The organism is Paenibacillus sp. 2RAB27, from assembly GCF_052115445.1.
Classification (GTDB): Bacteria; Bacillota; Bacilli; order Paenibacillales; family NBRC-103111; genus Paenibacillus_E.
Genome location: NZ_JBFRGR010000015.1, coordinates 81,529 through 102,293 on the forward strand (window position 1 = coordinate 81,529; position 20,765 = coordinate 102,293).

The window sequence follows — 20,765 nt, forward strand, 5'->3', positions numbered from 1 at the left end:
TGTACCCCCAACTATACTTTAAACTTACCAACTAGCGCCTGTAGTTCTTCCGACATTTTAGACAGAGAAGCGGCAGATGAGGAAATCTCCTCCATGGACGCCAATTGCTCCTCAGTGGCAGCGGATACGTTTTGAGACCCGGAAGCCACTGATTTCGATCCCTCCGAAATTTCTTCAAAGGAATGAACGATCTGTTCTGAGCTAGCCGATATTTGTTGCGAGGCCGCTGAGACCTCTTGCACCTGACTGGCTACTTGGTCTACATATTCCTTAATCTCTTCGAAAGTTCCACCTGCAGTATGTACTACACGGATACCTTCATTAATTTCCTTGGTTCCGCTCTCCACCGCTTGAATCGTCTTCTCAATCCCAATTCGGATATGCGTAATTAACTGCGTAATTTGCTCAGCAGATTGTGATGATTGTTCGGCTAACTTACGAACTTCACCCGCAACTACTGCAAATCCGCGTCCCTGCTCACCTGCTCTTGCAGCTTCAATCGCCGCGTTTAGAGCGAGTAGATTGGTTTGGGCTGCGATATCGGAGATCACGTTGATAATCTGTCCAATTTCTCCTGAACGCTCACTCATTTCTTTTACTTCAACAGTAAGCTGATTAAATGAAGTTTGAATCGATCCCATTTGTTCCTCCGCCGAATGAATGGCGTTGTTTCCTTCCAATGTTTTTTGAGCGGCTTGCATAGACATAGAAGAAGCTACTTGTGTATTTGCGGCGATTTGCTGTACCCCAGCGGACATTTCATTCATTGCTCGTACGCTTTCTTCTACACTGTATGATTGTCTCTCTGCGCTAACGACGACCGCTTGAATGGTAGAAGTAATTGTTTCGGAAGCCTGACTAGTATGTTCTGCGCTTGCTGTCAATTCCTCCGAGGATGCAGCTACATGCTCAGCGCTTAGATTAATCTGCCTCACCAAATTGTTGAGATTTTCCTTCATTTGATTAAAGGAGTCAGCTAAAGAGCCAATTTCATCCCTGTTTTTCACCAGAATGTTTGATACAGATACATCACCTAATGCTATCTTCTGGGCGAACTTTTCCATAATAACAATTGGTTTGGATATCATACGTGAACTAAAATAACCAATCAAAATCGATAATATAAATGCAATAACACTTAGAATTGAAACGCTCGCAATTGCAATGTTGGTCGTTTCGGTATTGTTCTTACTTCCTTCGTCCATTAATTTCTTCTGTCCGAGGGCTATTTCATCAGCAACTGGTTCTAGTTGTCTCCCTAAAGGCAGTACAACATTATTATAAAAATCCATCGTTTGGGTTGAGTTTTGGTTAGTTTGAACCATCTGCAGCAACTGATCATACTTTTGTTTGAACTGCAGGTTGAGTTCATCTAATTTTCTTAGCTTCTCTTTATCCGCCTCTCTTTGGACCAACGTCATTGTTTTATTGACTAGCTTAGACAGGTTATCATTGGATGTTTGCAATTGATCTTTAAATAGTGAATCTTTTGTCAAGAGATAGCCGCGTACTCTACTGGATTGTTGTACAGCTTCTAGCTGCATGGCTTGTGCATTTGACAAGATAACCGCGCGTCTCTCGATTAAATCGGAATCGGAACGGTCTATTTCTTTTAAGTAATAAAATGACATACCACTAGTAATCCCCAGCAGGATAGCAATGATTAAAAATGACCCCATTAACTTTTTGCCTATTGTTAATCTAAAAATTCTGATATTTAATTTCATAGTAAACTCCCTTCAAGAAAATTGGAGATAATTTACTGGAAGAATCCTCGATGCAACCAACTCAATCATCCCATAAATGGGTATCATTTCTACAAACACATCGAATGATAGTACAAAAGTACCAAAATAGCAACAAAAATTGTCTCCGATTTTGATCTTAAAGTTGAAATATCGCTATTTATCGACAGATTAATGTCGGATTTTGTAACACTACGAATAAGAAGCAGTTCTAATAATCTGACTATCTCGCAAATCAACTTCAAAACGAAAGAAAAATAACAGATGGCAACAACCGTATTATGGGAAATGAAGACTTACTATGGATAAGGAAGAACAACAAAGTATCATAGAATTTCTTAAAACATCTTTTGATCCTGAGGGTAMGATTCGCTTTTTGGTGGTAGCTACAATGGAACAACGAGAAAGTAGGGCAGCCCCAATCGATTACCATCAAAGTAAGGGTAGCCCTATAGAACTGGAAATAGGTTTCCGAATTGGAGATCCCATTTGTTTCTTCCGAAGCTTATGCAGCCGCGCACAAGGAAGGGAGGTGACTCCAATTCAGAATAGGTCAGATTACGAAACACTCGTAGAGAGGAGGGACATGCTTACTAACAGTATTGAGACTTGCTCAGAGACTAGACGCGATTCTACAGATGCTCTTCAAAAAGGAGGGCCCATTTCATCTTAAGACCGTTTGAGAGGTAACCCCTTCTAAAGACTCAAGAAGAGTAATGAAGATGATAAGCGCCTTATACACGAACTGTATCTCATACTATACACCTACTTCAAAACCTTGTTGATCGCCAGTTACAGCCGGGACCATATCAAGCAGTTCCTTGAAACGGTGGACTGGCATTATAGCGATGAAAAGGTGATGCATTTGTAAGCTCTACGGCACCCAATCCTGCAAGGGTGATGACACGCTGGAGCGTCCGCACCGCATATCAGGGTTGCCGGAGAATCCGGAAACATTAGAGATTGTATCTGCCGAACAGATTGAAGAGCTGACAAAGAAGCTAAGGCCGCCTCATACAGAAGCGCCGAAAATAAGGAAACATATTGAATCTGCACAACTTAATATGGAAACATGGGTGAATCAGCACGGGCTGGAGGTTGCCGTTAATGGTCGCTGGCAGAACAAAGTCGACAAATACGTGCTTAAAACATGCCCGTGGAATGCAGATCATACGAACCGCAGCGCCTATATACTCCGGTTCGATAAAGGAGGACTTGTCGCAGATTGCCATAAGAACAGCTGTCAAGGAAACGGATGGCGTTGAGCTAAGGAGCCTGTATGAACCAGAGCATTCAGGCAATGCTGGCGGGAAAACTGAAGAGAAGGAAAAGCAAGCGGACATTCTCGTCCGACTGTGCGGGGAAGCTGAATATTTCCGCAACGAGATAAGCGAAGCCTACGCCAAAGTACCGAGCGCCAATCACTTTGAATGCTTGAAAGTGAAAAGCAAAAAGTTTCGGCTATGGCTTACCAAAAAATATTATTATGAGTAGACAGGTAGAGCTCCAGACGAGGATGCAATGGGACAAGCACTCGGCATCATGGAAATGAAGGCTACCTTCGTGGGAAGCGAACATTCGCTGGAGCGGCGGTTTAACAACGTCGGGGATATCTACTATTACGATCTGTCGAATGAACAATGGCAGGCGGTGAAAATCACGCCGGGCAGAGTGATCGCGAGGCCATTCCTCGGACAGCCTGGAGACTTCAAGAGAACATCGAACCGTCATGATTATGCCTTGAAACCTTATGGAAGAACCGTGATGAATGAGCTCAAGGATGCTGGGCTCGATGTACTAGCGATTGGCAAGATCTCAGATATATATGATGGCGAAGGTGTTACTAGGTCATTGCGCACAGTGTCCAACATGGATGGCATGGATAAACTCATGGAGATCATTCATACTGATTTTACAGGACTTAGTTTCTTGAATCTTGTTGATTTTGACGCACTCTATGGACATCGTAGAGATCCGATTGGTTATGGGAAAGCACTAGAACAATTTGATGAGCGATTAAATGAAGTTCTCGCGGAACTGAGTGAAGATGATCTTCTCATAATTACGGCTGACCATGGCAATGACCCCATTCATGCTGGTTCAGATCATACCCGTGAATATGTTCCTTTACTCATCTACAGCAAAAGTTTCACTGGGCAAAGTGAGCTGCCGGTAAGTAAGACATTTTCGGATATTGGGGCAACGGTTGCAGATAACTTTGATGTAAAAGCGCCACAATATGGACAGAGTCTCTTACAGCAGCTTAAATAAACTTCATTTCAATAAACATGGTAATCCCACCCTGTGACTATTGCCAATACTTTGCTCGACGCTTTCAGAAGAGGCAGCACAAGTTGCTAAGCGCCGAGCTTCGGTCTATGGCATGGGGTTTTTAAGAATTTTCTATGCCGTGTTTGATTACAATTTGCTCGCTTTGGTTGGGCTGGCCCTTACCCTTGGTGATCAAGTCGCGAAGGCTGCCGCTTATGTAGATGCCCCAGGAGTCCGTACAGACGGCGTAGCATTCATACGCGGGAACGAGGCCTACGTGCGTAAATCGAACTTCTGTTTTGCCGTCCTTCTTGGCGATTTCAAAGACAATGTTGGTATTCTTCCACTCGCTCTTGTCCTCTACGAAGTTAAAGTAGTTGTCTGTAATGTGCCAAACAACCTTTTCACCTGGAACAAGCTCGGTGATTTGGATGGCGCAGCGGTGAATATCTTGGTAGTGATACTTAAATTCACCGAGTTCGTCGGTCCTACCCTCAATTTCCTCTGACCACCATCCGCGGACGTTATTGATGGCGGCGAAGACTTCTTCGGGGCTTTGGTCTACCTTAAAAAAAGTACTGTAACTTTGATTCATAGAAGTTATCTCCTCTCGTTAATTATTGACTACACACCGAGTATAAATTCTGTACTTTCAAAATGCAAGTACAAACTTGCAAAATGCAAGCACGAATTGTATAATCATTCTCATGAAAAAGCGACCTTCCACAGTCTGTCCAATCGTATATGCGCTCGATATATGGGGTGATCCCTGGAGCCTAGTCATACTTCGTGACGTCCTTATCCATAACAAGCGGTATTACCGCGAGTTTCTTGCTTCACGCGAGCAGATCTCAACTAATATTTTGAGTGCACGGCTCCAATCACTCGTTGAAACAGGCCTGCTCGTCAAGATAGAAGGAGATACTAACCGCGCACAAACCATGTACCGACMAACGCAAAAGGCACTTGACCTGTTTMCTGCCGTTTTTGCCATTATGCACTGGGGCCTGAAATACAACCCCAATACCGATATGACGATTCCGATCATGCAAGAACTAACAACAAACGAAAAAGGGCTGGAGCTGCGCCTTTTGCTGAATTTCGACGATATTACATCATAAAAAATCTCGTCACAATTCCTACGTTCGTTCTTAGCCATGAAAATAGATGTATACGGAGAAAGTATCGATATCGGTCTTGAAGCGATCGGTCAAAAAAACTGAAAACAGTGGGTTTTAGCCAGGGGCACTCTAGAGAGTGCCCTTTGTTTTATTTCAAAAACATGCCGTTACTTGTGCATAACCTCTCGAGGAAATACTCTCTATTGCGCACGTCATAAGCTGCCGTATCCTCGCGACCACCGGACAAACGTACTTTTTTTCCTTGTCCACATTTATACCTTACCAAAACGATATCAATTGCATCTACTGAACTATATCAATAAAAAAGGAGGCTTTGAGGATGGGAAATAGAGGACCTGGGGGTTATGACCCCGTTCAGATATTTAACTCCACTTCGTTTAATGCGTCTGGGACAGTTGAATATGCATCCATCTTTTGTAGTGACGACAATTATAGTGTTCAGCGTGACGAGACTTGGAGAGCATCTAGCCGTGGAGTCTGTTTGGTGACTAAAATCTCCGCAACGGTTAAAACGCCGAGTGGAAATATTGAAGCGGAACCTTATACTTCTTCCGGCACTTCTTTCAGCCAGTTTGCCATTATACAGGTAGGGGTAAATAGGTTCCAAGTGACGCGCGTTGTAAGTGGCACAAGACGCAAGTGAATTCCCAAGCGGGGCATTATTAAGAATAGGTACCAAACATGAAAAGACGACAGGCCAAAGATAAAAGGCTGGTCGTCTTTTTTGTTTTAATGTTTCTTATACCATAATATTCTGCGATGCATCGAGGAATCTTTCAAGAGCCGGAAAGGGCGCAAGTCCGGGTTGTAATTGCCTTCGATGATCCAAATCCGCCGTTTCCTGTCGATGCCGATATCGAACCCGACTTGTCTAAGCTTGGGGTAACGCTCACCCAGTCGTTTGGCAGCCAATAGTGCGATGCATTCCGCTTTGATAAGCAAGCTCCGATCTCCGATTCGGGCTAGTTTTAGCGCCTCAAGCACTGGGATGGTGCGGCTGGTCACATTCGTGACTAGATAACCTTGCGCCGCAACTTTCGCGTATGAGCCTGTCACGTTCCAAGTGAATGAAGAGCCTTTTTTTCGCTGAGCCATTATCCGAATGTCGAACGGCCTGTGCCCAATTTGAGCAAGCTGTAGACGCCTTTGGACAATATATCCTCGACCTCTGTTTTTTTTACGGAGCCATTTGAGTAGCTTATCAGTGTCTCTCATGGTGACAGCATTATTCTCGTTATGAATACGATAGGCGTTTGCACCGTTCCGTTTAATGAACACGATATCCCTTCCGTAACTCCCGTCGCGAGGTTTCAGTACGACGCTCTGATAGTGATGCAGCATCTTGGATAAGGCGTTCTTCTTAAGCAACTGTGTTTTTGGCAACCGTCTGGCGAGAAAGGACCCATTGCGAAGGATGCGATATTGCAACCATTTGTCTCTTTTGATTAACATGGCAATCCCAGCCTTTTTCAATCTTCTACGTTAATTCTAAGTCAAAATGGTGATGAGCATAAGTGACTATTCGTCTATATTTATGAGCCGAAGCAGGTGATCCGATGCTCGGGCGTCAGGAACGGGTCTTTGGGTTGCAAGTAGAACTGCTCGGCTAGAACCGCGTGACTCGGATCGTTTCTGTTTTCTCCGCTATGTGTGGTAGAATGGTGGGCATATGGAATTCAAAATTTATATTTTGCAATACTTTTAAAAATAGTCACAAATTTTGTTATAAAGAAAGGTAATACTATGATAAAAGTTGAAAACTTATCCTTCTCATTTCCGCAAAAAGAACTATATAACAACATTTCATTTACGCTTGAAGAGGGACAACATTGCGCTTTTATAGGAACAAGCGGCAGTGGGAAAAGTACATTGATCGATATACTGATGGATCCAGAAAGATATTTGTTCGAGGGCAAGTTAGAAATAGACMCGACTTGCAATATTCGGCATGTAAGTCAATTCCCACAATTCGACAAAACGAAAGAAACAACAGTTTTTGAATATATAGGGGAAGAATTTATTAAGATACAAAATGAAATAACAGCGATTTGTACGGAGATGGAAACAGCATCGGATATGGATGCGTTATTAGAAAAGTATCAATTAGCTTTAGACACATTTGATACAATCGGTGGGGCTGATTTTGAAAGCAACATTCATAAAAAACTAAATCTAGCAAACCTCATGAAGCTAAAAGATCTTAGGGTATCCGACCTGAGTGGTGGGGAATTCAAACTTATTCAAGTGATGAAGGAAATGCTTAGTAGTCCAGACCTAATGATTATGGACGAACCAGATGTGTTTTTAGACTTTGAAAACCTAAATGCGCTTAAAAATCTGATTAATTCTCACAAAGGAATGCTGCTAGTTGTTACGCACAACCGATATCTATTGAATCATTGTTTCAACAAAATGATACACCTTGAAAACATGGAGATCCAAGAGTTTGATGGGCGGTATATTGAGTATAATTTCTCATTACTTCAGACAAAAATTGAGTTGCAAGAAATCGCAGTCGCTGAACAAGAAGAAATTGAGAGATACGATAACATTATTGATAATCTTAGAGCTATCGCAACGTATAATTCAGAAGCCTCTAGAGGGAGAGCATTAAAAGCTAGAGTTAGGTTTCAAGAAAGATTGGAAGCGCGTAGAATTAAAGCGCCTTTTGTTGATATTAAGCAACCGAAGATTAGTTTTGGTATTGAAAATGAGATTGAAGACACCATTGTTGTAAATGTCAATAATTATCGTGTTACCTTTGATGAGTTGCTTTTAGACAATGTGAACTTTGAGATAAAATCTACGGATAAAGTAGCCATTATTGGTCCAAACGGTACCGGGAAAACGACTTTACTCCGCGATATCTTTACAAATAATCACGATTCAATTGAAATAAATGCTGATGTTAAAGTGGCTTATTTATCTCAGAATCAAGGCGAAGTGCTAAAGGATTCTAATACCATACTAGAAGAATTCATCGATGCTGGGTTTAAAACGTATGATGAGGTTAGATCGTTTATTTCAAACTATGGCTTTGAAGGAGAAATCGTTAATCAAAAGATAGCATCTTTATCTGGTGGGGAAAAAAATATGCTTCAATTAGCTAAAGTTTCTGCCAGTAAAGCAAACGTATTGCTTCTTGATGAACCGACAAGCCATTTAGACACCTATACACAAATAGCACTGGAGAAAGCCATTGAGGACTATAAAGGTGCGATTCTCATGATTTCGCATGATTTCTACTCTGTTGTAAATGGTATGGATTATGTTCTGATCATTGACGATAAGACGATTAGAAAAATGAGTATGCGAAAATTTAGACAGATGATATATGCGAGTCATTTTGATAGAGACTATCTAGAAAATGAACAAAATAAAAAATCAGTTGAAATGAAAATAGAATTGGCTTTAAAAGATACGAATTTTGAACTTGCAAAAGTATTGGTTGAGGAGCTAGAAGAGCTGATTAAGTTGCTTTGAATGACAACCCTCTGATTGAATGTGGTTCTGTTCCATGCACAAAGTGATTCTTAGTTAAGACCATAAACGAGAATTATTTGTAGCATGGAAGAGGACAGTTTACCGGCTTTCGATCCGAGGAAACCATGGTATGAATCGATTCGTTTCTCTTTTATATTGCTGGTAAGCCAGATTATGCGCGTAACGCCGATCGAGGAACGGTACGCCGGAAACCTTGATAAGTAGAAGGTTAATCAACAGGGAACTGATTAACGCACCCCAACCGCCGGGTAAAGGGAGGACGATCAGTGCGATTCCCCACCACATAACGGCTTCGCCAAAGTAATTGGGATGGCGAGTATAGCGCCATAACCCGCTTGTTAGCACTTCTTCTTGATTCCGGCGCTTCTTCTTAAATTGTCGAAGTTGCCAATCTCCGATCGTTTGGAACATGAACCCGACAATCCATACAGCCAAACCGAGGTAAGCGGCTAAATCAAAGACGCCGATCTGTTCCGAATGAACGCGAATGATCGGATATGCGAGCAGCAGCATAATGAATCCTTGCATCATAAAGACGCGGAAAAAGGCGATGAGCGTTGCGCGGCTCCCCCATTGTCTACGGAAGTTGGCATAGCGGTAATCTTCCCCGCGGCCCATAGAACGAATGAATAGATAGACCGCCAACCGAATACCCCAGATGCACACCAAGATCGTAATAAGCAATTGTCTACCGTCAAAACCTCCTTGATACCCGAACGTCGTCAGTGCGACGATGACGAATCCTAAGCCCCAACCGATATCTACAATTGAGTTGTCTTTCTTGACTTGTGCTACTAAGAATAATAAGGCCATAAAAATAAAGACAGCAGCTCCGCTGATTCCATACAATGTCCACATTTACGTATTCCTCCTCGTATTTTCGCTGCTTAGCATCATGGCAACGCTCACCGCTCCTTTGCCTGCATGCAGCCCAATGACAGGAGCTACCCCGGTGATGTACAGCGGATTTTGTCCAGTCATCCGGACCATTTCTTCTACATAACGCGTGCTGTCCGCCTCAGCTCCAGCATGAAGGATAACATAGCGTTGGATTGGATTCCGGCGATGGATGAGGGAGATCATTTTCAGCATTTTGCCAAGATTGGATTGTTTATAAAAGGTTTTGCCATACAGGATCGATTGGCCTTCTTGATTGACTGATACAATAGGCTTCATATTGAGCCATCTCCCGATTTTCCCTTGAAGCGGGCTTACTCTTCCGCCTCTAATCATGTGCTTCAAAGTTGGGACGCTCACGAGAATTTCCGTACGAGGAATGGACGATGTTAGCAAATCAAGCACCTCGTCAATCGGTTTACCTGCTTTAACGGCCTCCGCGGTTTGATGAACGATAAGCCCGTAAGCACCTGACAAAGTCCTCGAGTCTACCACATGTATTCTGTCCGAATCAATGCGCTCGGCTGCTTGTCGGCATGCATCGTAGGTGCCGCTTAGCGGCTTAGATAGATGAATAGAAATAATATGGTCATAATGAGTCAATAACTGTTCATAGAGCAACGTAATGGTTTCTTGAGCAGGCTGAGACGTGGTCGGTTGTTCGGTCATCCACTCGAGCTTGTCATAAAATGTATCCAATTGAAGGGTTACTTTATCTAGATATGTCGAACGGCCGAGCTGCAGATGTAGAGGGATCCTATGAATCTGATAGTCATCTAGCCACGTCTCTGGGATATCGCAGGCAGAGTCGATCACAAGGGCAATGGACGCTTGGCGGTTGTAAATCATGTCTTTCTGCCGCTTCATGTCTTCAACCTTCTGATAGACGATCCAGCCGTGATTTTGAATGACTTCGGCGACCTGTGCAGGAACATTTGTATGAATATGGATTTTGCCCTGATGACCGTCACCAACGGCTACGATCGAGGTACCCATAGTGGCGATATGCTCTTTGACTTCTTCCAAATTCGTCCTGATATCGAACAAAAATTCGGTACAATAACGATACGCAAGGGAATCTGTGACTTCATGTGAATGGCTGTGGACAGCGACGCCAGATGAAGCGAATGGTTCCGGTTCTTCAAAGACCTTTCCAGCAACCGGGAATGTATCGTCCAATGAAGCGATAAATCCCTGCAAGAAATGGATAAAGCCTCTCGCTCCCGCATCGACGACGTTATGCTTTCGAAGCACGTCCAGCTGGTGCTTCGTATTCTCCAACGAAATACACGCTTCGGCGAACGAGCGTTGCAACATGTCCGCAAGCCCCTCCGAAGGAGCGAATGCTGTTTGAAGAACGTTGACCCAGTCATCCATGACTGACAACACGGTTCCTTCCTTCGGTTCATGCACAGAACGCCGAGACATCGCCACAGATTGCTCGCACATTTCAATAAACTGTGCTTTCTTTAGCTCCGGGCGAGCGGCCATATACCTGCACATAGAAAGGATAAACTGGGAGAAAATCATCCCTGAGTTGCCGCGAGATCCTCTTAAACAAGCTCGTCTCATACTTTCGAGCATCTCGGAGGAGGTATCGCTCCATTTCATCTCCCGTACGAGCATTCGCATTAAGTGAGCAAGATTGCTTCCCGTATCCCCATCAGGAACGGGGAAAACGTTGATAGCGTTCAACTCTTTTTCCCTCGCAATAATTTCGTTGGCTCCGGCCAAGATCATGCGGAATAACGTTTGATGATTTAGAAATTGCAAGTTTGGACCTCCTGTTGAGGGCTCGGAGGAAGGCTGGGTTTTCCGAATAAGTAGCCTTGAAATAGCCGATACCCTCGTTGTTTTAACCATTCGAAATCTTCTCTGGATTCGATCCCTTCCGCTAGTGGTACTGACCCGATGCGTAAAGCTGTTTCGAGGAAAAGTTCCGCCATCCGCTGCATCGCTGAATTTCGTGAGACTCCATGTACATGGGTACGATCCAATTTCATGTATTGAGGCTTAAGCTCCACCAGCATTTCCACCGTACTGAAGCCTTCTCCGACATCATCGAGGGCGTATTTAAACCCTTTTTCCTTATAAAACGCTAATATACGCTTCAAATGAGCCAAGTCCTCGGTCTTCTCCGTTTCAACAACTTCGAAAACAAACAGCGAAGGCTCAATGTTCAGTTTTGCAGCTAAGTCGATGGTGGACTTTAAACAAAATTCGGGAGAATAAATGGACGTCGGTATAAAATTAATAAACGTTTTGGCCCGAAGAGGCGCAGCTTCTTCTACTGCTTTCATCCTGCATAGCCGGTCTAAAGCGTATAGCCGACCACGTGTCTTAGCAGCCGGGAAGACGATGTTCGGATATAGCAAGGAACCGTCTTCGTCCATGAATCTCGCCAAGGCTTCATAGGCATAAATCCGTTCTTCGCTGTCAACAATAGGTTGAAAATACATGCAAACTTGACGTTCAGCGATTAACTTGTCGATCCACTTCGTTTCAGGAATCACCGGAAGCTCCGACATGGGCCTCCAGTCCTCTCCTGGCAGCCGAATTCTCATTTTCTCTCGATCCAGGTGATCGTTGCAAAAGTCCGCAAGCTCACGAGCTCCGAACTCTTTAATCGTTAAAGTGTCTTCATTCGCATGGTGCAAGGCGTTTCTAACTCGCATAAGATTAGACATATCACGCAACAAATTCCGGTTATGGGCCCCTTCAACTTTAATTTCGATGAGCAACTCATTCAGTCCGCAACCCTGACAGCTCATTGGCATTTCCTCCCGTTGTAATCGGATTTGTTGTTAATTCAGGATCAACTTGATTTCGTTCGCTTTCCCATCGAGTTCAGTGGCGGCTTTCCCGATGTCCTGGAACTCTCCTACAGCTTGCTGAATTCGTCTCTGGCTCTCGGAAGCAAAAATCTGCGAGCGTTTCGTGCTTTCCCCGACTTCCCGGACATGGGCCTCGATTTCTTCGACGTAATTGCTTGCTTCCTTAGTCGCTTGTTCGACTTGGGCTGCAAGCTTGCGCACCTCGCTCGCGACTACAGCGAAAGCTCGACCGTGCTCCTTTGCGTGAGCCGCTTCGATCGCCGCGTTAAGGGCAAGAAGATTTGTTTGCGAAGCAATGTCTTTGATTGATCGTACGATTTTGCGAATGGAATGGGACTGGTGTTCCAATTGAAGTAAAACAGCCATATTCTCCTCGGAGCCCGATACGACGTTGCCAACCGCTTCTTCGATCTCCTTGCTGCGAGCCATGCCTTCCCGTGCCCGATGCAGCAGATCCTCGGACATTTGCAAAAGATCCCCTGTCAATCGGGCAGCCGCCTGTTCTCGCTCGTCGATGTTAGTCGCGATCTTCAACACGCCGGATGGTAGTCCATCTTCACCGAGGATCGGCATATAAGTGGCTTCAAGCCAAATAAGACGCCCGTCTTTTCGCACTCTGTGGATTTTGTTCTGGAACGCCCTGCCTTGTCGAAATCCTTCCCACAGCTGGTGGTAGTGAGCGCTATTTCGAAATTCAGGCGTACAGAACGAGGCATGTCGCATTCCTTGCATTTCCGATGTCTGATAACCCATGGAGCTCGCGAAGTTATTGTTGGCATAAAGCACGGTGCCCTCCATGTCGAATTCAATCATGGCAAGGGAGCTTTCAATGGCCGTCATCAATGATAGAAGTTTCTTATCGCCATGCGTCTCTTTTAAAGCCGTTGCTTGCTCTTTATCCATTAGAATAAGCACCTCGATTATGTATAGATTTTTGATTATAATTGTACAAAACCTATACAATATTAGCAAGGGATTTTGAGAATTAGCGAAAAATTTCGGAAAATCGACGAAAATTTTGACAAAGCTCTCCTCATTTTGTATTGATTATGTATAATTAAGTGGAGGAGGGGACGAAATCATGTATAGCATGAAAAAGGCGTCCGAGCTGCTGGGCATCCCGGTCGTGACGATTCGGGCCTGGGAGAACCGATACGGGGTTATTTCCCCGAGCCGAAGCGGCGGCGGACATCGCCTGCTAAGCGAAGAAGATCTTTCAAAGCTTCGCTTCCTTAAAAACCAAATCGAACAAAACGGCTTGAAGATCAGCGAAGCAGTGGCAAAACTGCTGCAGCAAAGCAAGTCTAACCCTCCGGTACAGGAAGCAGAACAGGCGGCTAGCATACGAACATACGACATTTTGGCCGAAAAGCTATACATGGATTTGATCCAATTCAGATCCGTCCAAGCAGACGAGACGATAGATCTGGCATTTGCCTTGTATGACTTCGAAGAGGCATTCCGACGCATCATTGTTCCTGTCCTTTATAGGGCCGGAGCAGATTGGGAGGCAGGGAAAATCGTCGTAGCACAGGAACATTTCGCTACGGAAACGATTATGCGAAGAATATCTGCCTTGTTCAGAATTTTTCCCGTGAATCCAAGCATGCCTGTTGTATTGGCTTTTTGCCCCGAGGGAGAACGGCACCATCTCGGACTCATGTCGTTTAGCCTGTTCTTGCGTAAACGCGGAGCTGAGGTGTTGTATCTAGGACCCGATACGCCTTTGATGGATCTGGATAGCATCATCGTGAATCACAATGTATCTTTTATCGCAGTTTCCGTTACGGACCGACAACATGTGGACAAGCTCTTGGAGTGGATTGAAGTAGCCATACGGAACCATCCTCGATTGAGGTTCCTTCTCGGGGGGGCCGCATTCGACTTAGAGGAATGGCGCCCTGTTAAAGCTAATGTGCGTTATATGTCTGTCGAAGAATGGGAAGATTGGCATAACGCTTAAGAATAACTGGGTCAGCAGGAGGGGCATCTATCAGTGAGGGTAGTGACCTTCTAAAATCGAAAGGCACCCGATTCGGGTGCCTTTTGGTTTTGCTGTATAGAGGTTACGAAGCGCCAAAGCCGCTTGAAAAACGGMAAATACGACTCAAATTAAACGGATTCCTTCAAATGCGTTTTTCACTAAATTCTTGACATAGAATTCGTCCAAGGTTTCGCCTGTCACAAGCAAACGATAGAAAATCGGCCCGTAAATGAGATCAATACATATGCCAATGTCGAGATTGTTTTTCACTTCCCCGCGTTGAACCCCTTTTTCCAAAAGACCTCGGGCCTCAAGTCGGCGGGGACGGAAAAACCGAGCACGATAGGCCTCCGCCAATCCTGAATCAAACTGCCCTTCGCCTAATAACTGCGTAATGATGGTTCCCTCTCGGCTTGTCAAAAACCCGGTTAAATTCGTGGCGTGAATGAGAATGTCACTAAATGTTGTACCTGTATCAGGGATAGGTAGTCTGTCCGTGGCGGCATGCATGAAACCATCCATAACCACGGCAGCCTTGTTAGGCCACCACTTATATATCGTAGCTTTGCTAACTTGGGCACGATCAGCGATTTTATCCACGGTGACGGCTTGAAAGCCATTTTCCAGCAATAACTCGTAAGATGCGGAAAGGATAGACTTTTGAGATTCAATATTCCGCGGCCTGCCTCTTTTTCCATTCATCGTCATCATCCTCTTTCATACATATCTGATCCGAAACAAATAAACTATACGTCCAGTATACCAATTATTAATAAGAATTAAAGTTGCAATTACCCATTTACAAAACTACACGTTCAGTATATTATACAAATATACATTTAATAAACTATACGTTTAGTATTTAAAATAAATGAAGGAATTATGTAAGGATGAAGCAGGATGGAATTGTAGCTGTCGTGAAGCCATGAATGTATTGAGAAAATAGAACACAATATATTTCTATATAAGGAGTTGCTTAAAATGACTGCTTTAAAAAAACAAGCTATCGAGAAAAATATCCCAACATGGTTAACCCTAGTGCTGGCTGCCGCATGCGGCGTCATTGTAGCTAATCTTTACTATGCGCAGCCCTTGGTAGGGGTCATCAGCTCTTCCATCGGGTTGTCCGCAAATAGCTCCGGCTTGATTGTGACGTTAGCACAGATAGGTTATGTAGTCGGCTTGTTATTTATTGTACCTATGGGAGATATCGTTGAAAATCGAAGGTTGGTTGTCGCATCTTTACTTCTTACAGGTGTTGCTCTTGCAGTTACGGCAGTTTCGAAGCAAGCTGCGCCATTCTTGGCGGCATCGTTTGTCATCGGAGTAGGGTCAGTCGCGGCGCAGGTACTCGTGCCTTTTGCGTCATACCTTGCATCGGATTCTTCACGCGGTCGCGTTGTCGGCAATGTCATGAGTGGTTTGTTGCTTGGCATTATGCTCTCGCGACCATTGTCGAGCCTAGTGGCCGAATTCCTGGGCTGGCATGCCGTATTCGCTTTGTCAGCCGCAGCGATTATTATTTTGGCGATCGTACTTTCAAAGGTGTTACCCCAAAGAAAGCCAACGGCGAACACACGCTATGCCGCTCTGCTCGGTTCGATGTGGCACTTGCTGCGCACAACCCCGATCTTACGCCGTCGGGCAGCTTATCACGCATTTGTGTTTGCATCGTTTAGTCTATTTTGGACAACAGTTCCGTTACTGTTATCCGGCCCAGTCTTTCATTTTTCGCAGATAGATATTGCGTTGTTCGCGCTTGTAGGAGTTGCGGGGGCTATAGCTGCGCCTGTGGTCGGACGGTTGGCGGACCGTGGCTGGACTAAACCCGCAACAGGGATTGCACTCGGCACTGTCATCATTTCGATGTTGATACCGCTTATGATCCGTACGGGTTCAATGACCGGAATCGTTATTCTCGTCGTTTCAGCTATTTTATTGGACGCCGGCGTATCCGCAAATCTTGTGCTGGGACAACGTGCGTTGTTCTCACTGAGTCCAGAAATTCGCAGTCGGCTGAATGGCCTTTTTATGGCTATCTTCTTTCTTGGCGGTGCCATCGGCTCTGCAATTGGTGGATGGGCATATGCTACAGGAGGTTGGAGTGCCGTATTATGGATTGGAATGGCTTTCCCCATCGCAGCTATTCTTTATTTTGCGACAGAGAAGAAATGATCATTTCCCAAGTTCGTTGAAGAGAGAGGAATACGGATTAGTAATCATATGGGTGAACTGCAAGGTTTACGCCTAGATGGATCAGAAGTATAATTATGGAAAACATGTGACCGACCTAGATAAACGATTTTCACAATAAGGAAGGAACTGATTCCCATCCATGAACCGATTAATAGATCAATATAGCGATGAGATTGTCCGGATCTTCGGGGAAGCGTCGGCTCAATTGCAGACGCTTCCGGAGGAACTGAAGGAGCAAGCTTTGGCGCTTCTGGGCGGGTGCTATCCTTTGGACAGGAAGGACAGCGAAGGACCTAATATGATCAGCTACCTGCTTCCGTATTGGGTTGGAGAGACCTTGGAGAGTCCGATCGAGCTGTGTCGCGAATTAGCGGTGGGAAATGTGTACGGGATGTTGTCCTTTTTTCTCTTGGATGATGTAATGGATGAGACGGGGGAGGTTCGGCGTTCGCTGGCCCTAAGCACGCTTCTGAATCAACGGTTTTTGGAGGCTTATCAGCGGTATTTCTCAGAAAACTCTCAGCTGTGGGTTTGTTATAATCGCTATTTAGCGGAATGGGCAGATGCGATGTACCGTGAGGTGGACGAGCCAATGGACCCGCGGGATCCTGGCCGATTGGCCCGCAAGGCGGCCCCGGTGAAGCTGTGCGCCGCAGCACTGTTGCTCCAAGCTGGAAGGGCCCAAGAGATTCGAGGTATGGAGACAGCCATCGATTTGGCTCTTGCGGTACTCCAACTCTCCGATGACTGGACAGATTGGCAGGAGGATTTGCCGACGGCCTCCTGTAACGCTTTCCTAGTGTTGTTGGGGGAGAACCTTCAGCTAGAGGCAGGCGAAATTTTGGATGAGAGTATGGTGAAACGCAGCATTTATCAAGAGCAGGCCTTAGAAGGGCTTGCGACCATTGCAATCGATTATGCGGATCGGTTGAGCGCCATGAAGGATGCTCCCGCATCCCTCCAGGTTTTCGCATCTGCGATCGCTCAAGGCTTGCAGAGCAAGGCAAACGAGATCAGAGATCATTACGATAGTTTGTTGAATGATGGCGGATTTTCAATTTATTTGAAGATGAATGGTTAATAATGGTACAAAACATCTAGTTCTATGGTATTATGAGGATGCAAATTATCCTAATATTTGGAAGGTTGTGTTGTCATGTCCATGGATACGTTGAAAGTGGATATCATCAAGAAGGCTTGGAAGGACCCTGATTTCAAGGCACGTTTGCTGGCAGATCCCCATAGTGCGTTGGAGCAGGACTTCGGACACAGTATTCCTGAAGGTATTGAGCTGCATGTGATTGCGGTAACACCCACTAAGTATGCGCTGATCATTCCCCCGCAACCGGAAGAATTGGACGGATTGACAGCTACTAGGGAACAACCGCAAATGGCTGCTTGGAGCTAGGGTTGGAAACAAGAGGGAACCGGGCGATGGCTTCGGTTCCTTTTCCTTTTCACTATGGAGTGCCAGAGTGCCCTCCAACTCTCCAGGTTTTCGCATCCGCATTGGCTCAATGCGTGCAGCGCAAGGCTAACAAGATCAGAGGTAATTAAGTGGGTTTGTTGAATGATGGCGGATTTAAAATTTATTTGTCGATAAATGGTTGACAATGGTACAAAAGATCTAGTTCCATGGTATTATGAAAATGCAGATATCCTAATATTTTGAAGGGTTGTGTTGTCATGTCCATGGATACGTTGAAAGTAAAGATTATTAAGAAAGCTTGGGAGGACGCGGATTTCAAGGCACGCTTGTTGGCAGATCCCCGTAGTGCACTGAAGCAGGACTTCGGAATTGAAGTTCCTGAAGGTATTGAACTGAGTGTGCTGGCGGAAACACCAGCTCATTATGCACTGGTCGTTCCCCCGCAACCGGAGGAATTGGAGCAATTGAAATCTAATGGGGCACAACCGCAGATTTCTTGGACTTAGGGTTGGAAACGAGAGGGAACCGGACGATGGCTTCGGTTCCTTTTCCTTTTTCACTATGGAATTCCAAGGTGCCCTCCATCACTTCAATGATACGGAAGGTAACCATCAGGCCGAGGCCGGTTCCTTTGGTTTTCGTTGAGAAGTAAGGTTCTCCTAGTTTCGCGATCTGCTCCGGCTCCATGCCTTCACCGTTATCTGCAATGCGGACGACAGCGGTTCCTCCCTCGGCCCAGGCGTTGATGGTAATGCGGCCTTCTTCGTGAAGGGACTCGATGCTATTCTTGATGATGTTGATCAATGCTTGCTTGAACTTGGATGAGTTGCCCAGAATGATTTGAGGTTCGGGCACGTGGACCTCCAGCTCTCCCTTGTTCAGCAAGACCAGCGGTGTCATCATGGTTTCGATCTGTGCGAGCTCATGCTTCAAATCCAGCTCTATCAGGGTATCCAGCTCCGGTTTAGCAAAGGTCAGGAAGTCCGTTATGATACCTGACGCCCGATCCAACTCCTGAATGGCCAAGTTAAAGTAGGACTTGTCGTGCGCTACTGATTTTCCCGAGAGTAGCTGCAAAAAGCCTCTTGTGACCTGAAGCGGGTTGCGTACCTCATGGGCAATGGATGCGGCCAGTTCGCTGATGATCTGCATTTTCTCCGTCCGCTGCAGTTGGTGATTGTAGAGCTCCAGCTCCTTGGAGTAGGATAGGAGCCGGGCATAGTCAGATGCAATTCGGCGGTTCAGGATCATCACCAGAGAAGCGATTAGAATGATGATGCCAAGCTTCCATAAATTGAATATATGGGGTGTATCTATTGCGTACATCAGCAAGATATCCGTCACTCCGGAAAGGGCAAGGATCAGAATGCCCAGGGAAAGGATCAGGGAATTGGGATTCTGCATGGCATTCCGAAAGGCGAGGAAGCTAATGAAAATCAGTTGTCCGACAATGAGCGGTGCACCCAGCCAGAGGGTTAGAAACGCGTAAAGAGAATACATTGGCGTTCCGATGATCTTATAACATACCATAACGCAGAAGCTAATCAAATAATAGACGACAAGCCAGCGGAATACCCGCTTGATCCATGGATACCGGCCTTCGAATATGTGGATGACGAAGTACAGCAGGGCAGGAAACAAAATATAAATAGACGTATCAAATAGAAATACGAAAACGTGTCCAAGCTCAGGAAAATAGTAATAAGGCATAGCCGAATAGGTCATGATCAGTATGCCGCTGCACATGACGAATAGGGTAAGCGCCAATGCAGTACTACGCTGGGCCCGATTTAAATACCAGGAGCAGAGAAGCATCATGAGTGACAGAAAAGCTAAGCCTCCCCCTAGCAACAGGTCAGGCAGTTCATTGCGGACAGCTTGCCGGGAGTTTTCAGGAAGCTCGCCAAGTTGGACATCACTACTGATGCCTGCCCGTTCCTTCGCCGTGAGCCGCAGGTAGAGATCGCTGGTTATCTCAGTATGGTCGAGCGGCAGTTGGAGAAGGGTGCGCTCGAAGTCAAAGTTGTGATTGACTTGATAGACGGGCTTGCCGTTCTCATAAACCATTACGTTCATGGCGTACAGTCGCTCAATATACAGTCCAGGTTTGGATAGGTTGGACGTCGGGGGGACCGTCAGGTGAATCCATGCGCCGACCTTCCCTTTGGGAATGGCATCAAACGGGTGCTCAACCGTGGCAGAAAGCCACTCTCCGTCTATGTCAGGCGGGGCGTCTTCTGGAGCTCCAACAGGAATCCATTGTACTTTCCAGGTGGTTATTGGAAGATTAGTGGAATCCTTCGATGAGCTTAGATAGGGATACAGGAGCAATGCCAAGAAGGCAGCGCCGCCTAATGTGAGTAGTAACAAGATCAAGTGGAAACGCTTCATTTGTGCACCTCGTGGGGAACAACTTAATATTTCATGTATGCTTATAAATTCGACAAAATAGTGTATGAATCCTTCAGTTGCCGACAATTTTTTACAAATCCCTCTACACGCCAAAAGACCCACTTCACAATCGTAAACGAACGGATAGAAGAGGGTCTGTATTCAAATTAAGGTATTAAATGCTATCGGCCAGCCAGAATGGCATCCGCCAAGATATCGATCTGATTCTCGACGGCAATAGGATCATCATTATACAAGTAATTATAGTTAACTACGTGGACGTTTCCGTTTTTGACTGCTTTTAGATTTTTCCAGAGAGGGCTGCTCTCCAGTTCTTTTAGAACAGTCGATGCCTCTTCTTCATTAATCATT

19 protein-coding genes and 1 pseudogene are annotated in these 20,765 nt (G+C 45.3%); 10 read left to right on the forward strand and 10 right to left on the reverse strand.

The annotated features are described in order from the left end of the window. Positions 1 to 11: 11 nt before the first annotated feature. A complete protein-coding gene (locus AB4114_RS20330) occupies positions 12 to 1,727 on the reverse strand; it encodes a methyl-accepting chemotaxis protein (RefSeq protein WP_441990077.1) in 1,716 nt (571 codons plus the stop codon). 1,125 nt (positions 1,728 to 2,852) lie between these two features. Between AB4114_RS20330 and AB4114_RS20335 the strand changes: the two genes are divergently transcribed. Then, positions 2,853 to 3,239, forward strand: a complete 387-nt coding sequence (locus AB4114_RS20335) for a hypothetical protein (protein ID WP_441990078.1) — start codon at positions 2,853 to 2,855, stop codon at positions 3,237 to 3,239. A gap of 159 nt (positions 3,240 to 3,398) precedes the next feature. Continuing rightward, positions 3,399 to 4,016, forward strand: a pseudogene (locus tag AB4114_RS20340) (phosphopentomutase); the annotation flags it as partial. 121 nt (positions 4,017 to 4,137) lie between these two features. Here AB4114_RS20340 and AB4114_RS20345 read toward each other — a convergent pair. After that, the gene (locus AB4114_RS20345; RefSeq protein ID WP_441990079.1) at positions 4,138 to 4,611 is read right to left on the reverse strand and encodes an SRPBCC family protein; all 474 of its coding nucleotides are present in this window, start codon (positions 4,609 to 4,611) and stop codon (positions 4,138 to 4,140) included. A 112-nt stretch (positions 4,612 to 4,723) separates the two neighbouring features. On the opposite strand from AB4114_RS20345, the gene AB4114_RS20350 reads away from it, so the two are divergent. Further along, entirely contained in the window at positions 4,724 to 5,137 is a 414-nt protein-coding gene (locus AB4114_RS20350) for a winged helix-turn-helix transcriptional regulator (RefSeq protein ID WP_441990080.1), read from the forward strand. Positions 5,138 to 5,477: 340 nt separating this feature from the next. Further along, positions 5,478 to 5,801, forward strand: a complete 324-nt coding sequence (locus tag AB4114_RS20355; RefSeq protein ID WP_441990081.1) for a hypothetical protein — start codon at positions 5,478 to 5,480, stop codon at positions 5,799 to 5,801. Positions 5,802 to 5,887: 86 nt separating this feature from the next. On the opposite strand, the gene AB4114_RS20360 is transcribed toward AB4114_RS20355, so the two are convergent. Beyond that, positions 5,888 to 6,610: a YheC/YheD family protein gene (locus tag AB4114_RS20360; RefSeq protein ID WP_441990082.1), complete on the reverse strand. Its 723-nt coding sequence runs from the start codon at positions 6,608 to 6,610 to the stop codon at positions 5,888 to 5,890. A 291-nt stretch (positions 6,611 to 6,901) separates the two neighbouring features. On the opposite strand from AB4114_RS20360, the gene AB4114_RS20365 reads away from it, so the two are divergent. After that, on the forward strand, positions 6,902 to 8,641 hold the full coding sequence (locus AB4114_RS20365) for an ABC-F family ATP-binding cassette domain-containing protein (RefSeq protein WP_441990083.1): 1,740 nt from the start codon (positions 6,902 to 6,904) through the stop codon (positions 8,639 to 8,641). 99 nt (positions 8,642 to 8,740) lie between these two features. On the opposite strand, the gene AB4114_RS20370 is transcribed toward AB4114_RS20365, so the two are convergent. Genes AB4114_RS20370 through AB4114_RS20385 form a run of 4 tightly spaced genes read right to left on the reverse strand, consistent with a single transcriptional unit; the run spans position 8,741 to position 13,296 of the window. Next, the gene (locus AB4114_RS20370; RefSeq protein ID WP_441990084.1) at positions 8,741 to 9,520 is read right to left on the reverse strand and encodes a DUF1295 domain-containing protein; all 780 of its coding nucleotides are present in this window, start codon (positions 9,518 to 9,520) and stop codon (positions 8,741 to 8,743) included. Beyond that, positions 9,521 to 11,332, reverse strand: coding sequence for a DegV family protein (locus AB4114_RS20375; protein ID WP_441990085.1), 1,812 nt, complete (start codon positions 11,330 to 11,332; stop codon positions 9,521 to 9,523). It abuts the gene before it with no gap. After that, on the reverse strand, positions 11,320 to 12,330 hold the full coding sequence (locus AB4114_RS20380) for an EAL domain-containing protein (protein WP_441990086.1): 1,011 nt from the start codon (positions 12,328 to 12,330) through the stop codon (positions 11,320 to 11,322). The genes AB4114_RS20375 and AB4114_RS20380 overlap by 13 nt, the downstream gene beginning before the upstream one ends. A 33-nt stretch (positions 12,331 to 12,363) precedes the next feature. Then, the gene (locus tag AB4114_RS20385; RefSeq protein ID WP_441990087.1) at positions 12,364 to 13,296 is read right to left on the reverse strand and encodes a methyl-accepting chemotaxis protein; all 933 of its coding nucleotides are present in this window, start codon (positions 13,294 to 13,296) and stop codon (positions 12,364 to 12,366) included. A 178-nt stretch (positions 13,297 to 13,474) separates the two neighbouring features. Between AB4114_RS20385 and AB4114_RS20390 the strand changes: the two genes are divergently transcribed. Next, positions 13,475 to 14,356 (forward strand): MerR family transcriptional regulator, encoded by an 882-nt coding sequence (locus AB4114_RS20390; protein ID WP_441990088.1) that lies wholly within the window; start codon positions 13,475 to 13,477, stop codon positions 14,354 to 14,356. 144 nt (positions 14,357 to 14,500) lie between these two features. Here AB4114_RS20390 and AB4114_RS20395 read toward each other — a convergent pair whose 3' ends face one another. Continuing rightward, positions 14,501 to 15,079 (reverse strand): TetR/AcrR family transcriptional regulator, encoded by a 579-nt coding sequence (locus tag AB4114_RS20395; RefSeq protein ID WP_441990089.1) that lies wholly within the window; start codon positions 15,077 to 15,079, stop codon positions 14,501 to 14,503. 279 nt (positions 15,080 to 15,358) lie between these two features. On the opposite strand from AB4114_RS20395, the gene AB4114_RS20400 reads away from it, so the two are divergent. From AB4114_RS20400 to AB4114_RS20415, 4 genes are all read left to right on the forward strand, one after another. Continuing rightward, positions 15,359 to 16,552 (forward strand): MFS transporter, encoded by a 1,194-nt coding sequence (locus tag AB4114_RS20400; RefSeq protein WP_441990090.1) that lies wholly within the window; start codon positions 15,359 to 15,361, stop codon positions 16,550 to 16,552. A 160-nt stretch (positions 16,553 to 16,712) separates the two neighbouring features. Continuing rightward, on the forward strand, positions 16,713 to 17,654 hold the full coding sequence (locus AB4114_RS20405) for a hypothetical protein (RefSeq protein ID WP_441990091.1): 942 nt from the start codon (positions 16,713 to 16,715) through the stop codon (positions 17,652 to 17,654). Between the two features lie 75 nt (positions 17,655 to 17,729). After that, positions 17,730 to 17,981, forward strand: a complete 252-nt coding sequence (locus AB4114_RS20410; RefSeq protein WP_441990092.1) for an NHLP leader peptide family RiPP precursor — start codon at positions 17,730 to 17,732, stop codon at positions 17,979 to 17,981. Between the two features lie 278 nt (positions 17,982 to 18,259). Continuing rightward, on the forward strand, positions 18,260 to 18,508 hold the full coding sequence (locus tag AB4114_RS20415) for an NHLP leader peptide family RiPP precursor (RefSeq protein ID WP_441990093.1): 249 nt from the start codon (positions 18,260 to 18,262) through the stop codon (positions 18,506 to 18,508). Here AB4114_RS20415 and AB4114_RS20420 read toward each other — a convergent pair. Both AB4114_RS20420 and AB4114_RS20425 read right to left on the reverse strand, forming a co-directional pair. Beyond that, complete coding sequence (locus AB4114_RS20420; RefSeq protein ID WP_441990094.1) at positions 18,474 to 20,393, reverse strand: ATP-binding protein; 1,920 nt, start codon at positions 20,391 to 20,393, stop codon at positions 18,474 to 18,476. The genes AB4114_RS20415 and AB4114_RS20420 overlap by 35 nt on opposite strands. Positions 20,394 to 20,575: 182 nt before the next feature. Continuing rightward, positions 20,576 to 20,764, reverse strand: coding sequence for a hypothetical protein (locus AB4114_RS20425; RefSeq protein ID WP_441990095.1), 189 nt, complete (start codon positions 20,762 to 20,764; stop codon positions 20,576 to 20,578). Between the last annotated feature and the right edge of the window lies 1 nt (position 20,765).

What these genes read in the sequence shown, in the direction of transcription:
- AB4114_RS20405 (WP_441990091.1), top strand. Translation starts at nt 16,713, where the DNA reads ATGAACCGATTAATAGATCAATATAGCGATGAGATTGTCCGGATCTTC.
- AB4114_RS20380 (WP_441990086.1), bottom strand. Translation starts at nt 12,330, where the DNA reads ATGAGCTGTCAGGGTTGCGGACTGAATGAGTTGCTCATCGAAATTAAA.
- AB4114_RS20395 (WP_441990089.1), bottom strand. Translation starts at nt 15,079, where the DNA reads ATGAATGGAAAAAGAGGCAGGCCGCGGAATATTGAATCTCAAAAGTCT.
- AB4114_RS20360 (WP_441990082.1), bottom strand. Translation starts at nt 6,610, where the DNA reads ATGTTAATCAAAAGAGACAAATGGTTGCAATATCGCATCCTTCGCAAT.
- AB4114_RS20425 (WP_441990095.1), bottom strand. Translation starts at nt 20,764, where the DNA reads ATGATTAATGAAGAAGAGGCATCGACTGTTCTAAAAGAACTGGAGAGC.
- AB4114_RS20370 (WP_441990084.1), bottom strand. Translation starts at nt 9,520, where the DNA reads ATGTGGACATTGTATGGAATCAGCGGAGCTGCTGTCTTTATTTTTATG.
- AB4114_RS20420 (WP_441990094.1), bottom strand. Translation starts at nt 20,393, where the DNA reads ATGAAGCGTTTCCACTTGATCTTGTTACTACTCACATTAGGCGGCGCT.
- AB4114_RS20335 (WP_441990078.1), top strand. Translation starts at nt 2,853, where the DNA reads ATGGTCGCTGGCAGAACAAAGTCGACAAATACGTGCTTAAAACATGCC.
- AB4114_RS20415 (WP_441990093.1), top strand. Translation starts at nt 18,260, where the DNA reads ATGTCCATGGATACGTTGAAAGTAAAGATTATTAAGAAAGCTTGGGAG.
- AB4114_RS20385 (WP_441990087.1), bottom strand. Translation starts at nt 13,296, where the DNA reads ATGGATAAAGAGCAAGCAACGGCTTTAAAAGAGACGCATGGCGATAAG.
- AB4114_RS20400 (WP_441990090.1), top strand. Translation starts at nt 15,359, where the DNA reads ATGACTGCTTTAAAAAAACAAGCTATCGAGAAAAATATCCCAACATGG.
- AB4114_RS20330 (WP_441990077.1), bottom strand. Translation starts at nt 1,727, where the DNA reads ATGAAATTAAATATCAGAATTTTTAGATTAACAATAGGCAAAAAGTTA.
- AB4114_RS20355 (WP_441990081.1), top strand. Translation starts at nt 5,478, where the DNA reads ATGGGAAATAGAGGACCTGGGGGTTATGACCCCGTTCAGATATTTAAC.
- AB4114_RS20390 (WP_441990088.1), top strand. Translation starts at nt 13,475, where the DNA reads ATGTATAGCATGAAAAAGGCGTCCGAGCTGCTGGGCATCCCGGTCGTG.
- AB4114_RS20410 (WP_441990092.1), top strand. Translation starts at nt 17,730, where the DNA reads ATGTCCATGGATACGTTGAAAGTGGATATCATCAAGAAGGCTTGGAAG.
- AB4114_RS20345 (WP_441990079.1), bottom strand. Translation starts at nt 4,611, where the DNA reads ATGAATCAAAGTTACAGTACTTTTTTTAAGGTAGACCAAAGCCCCGAA.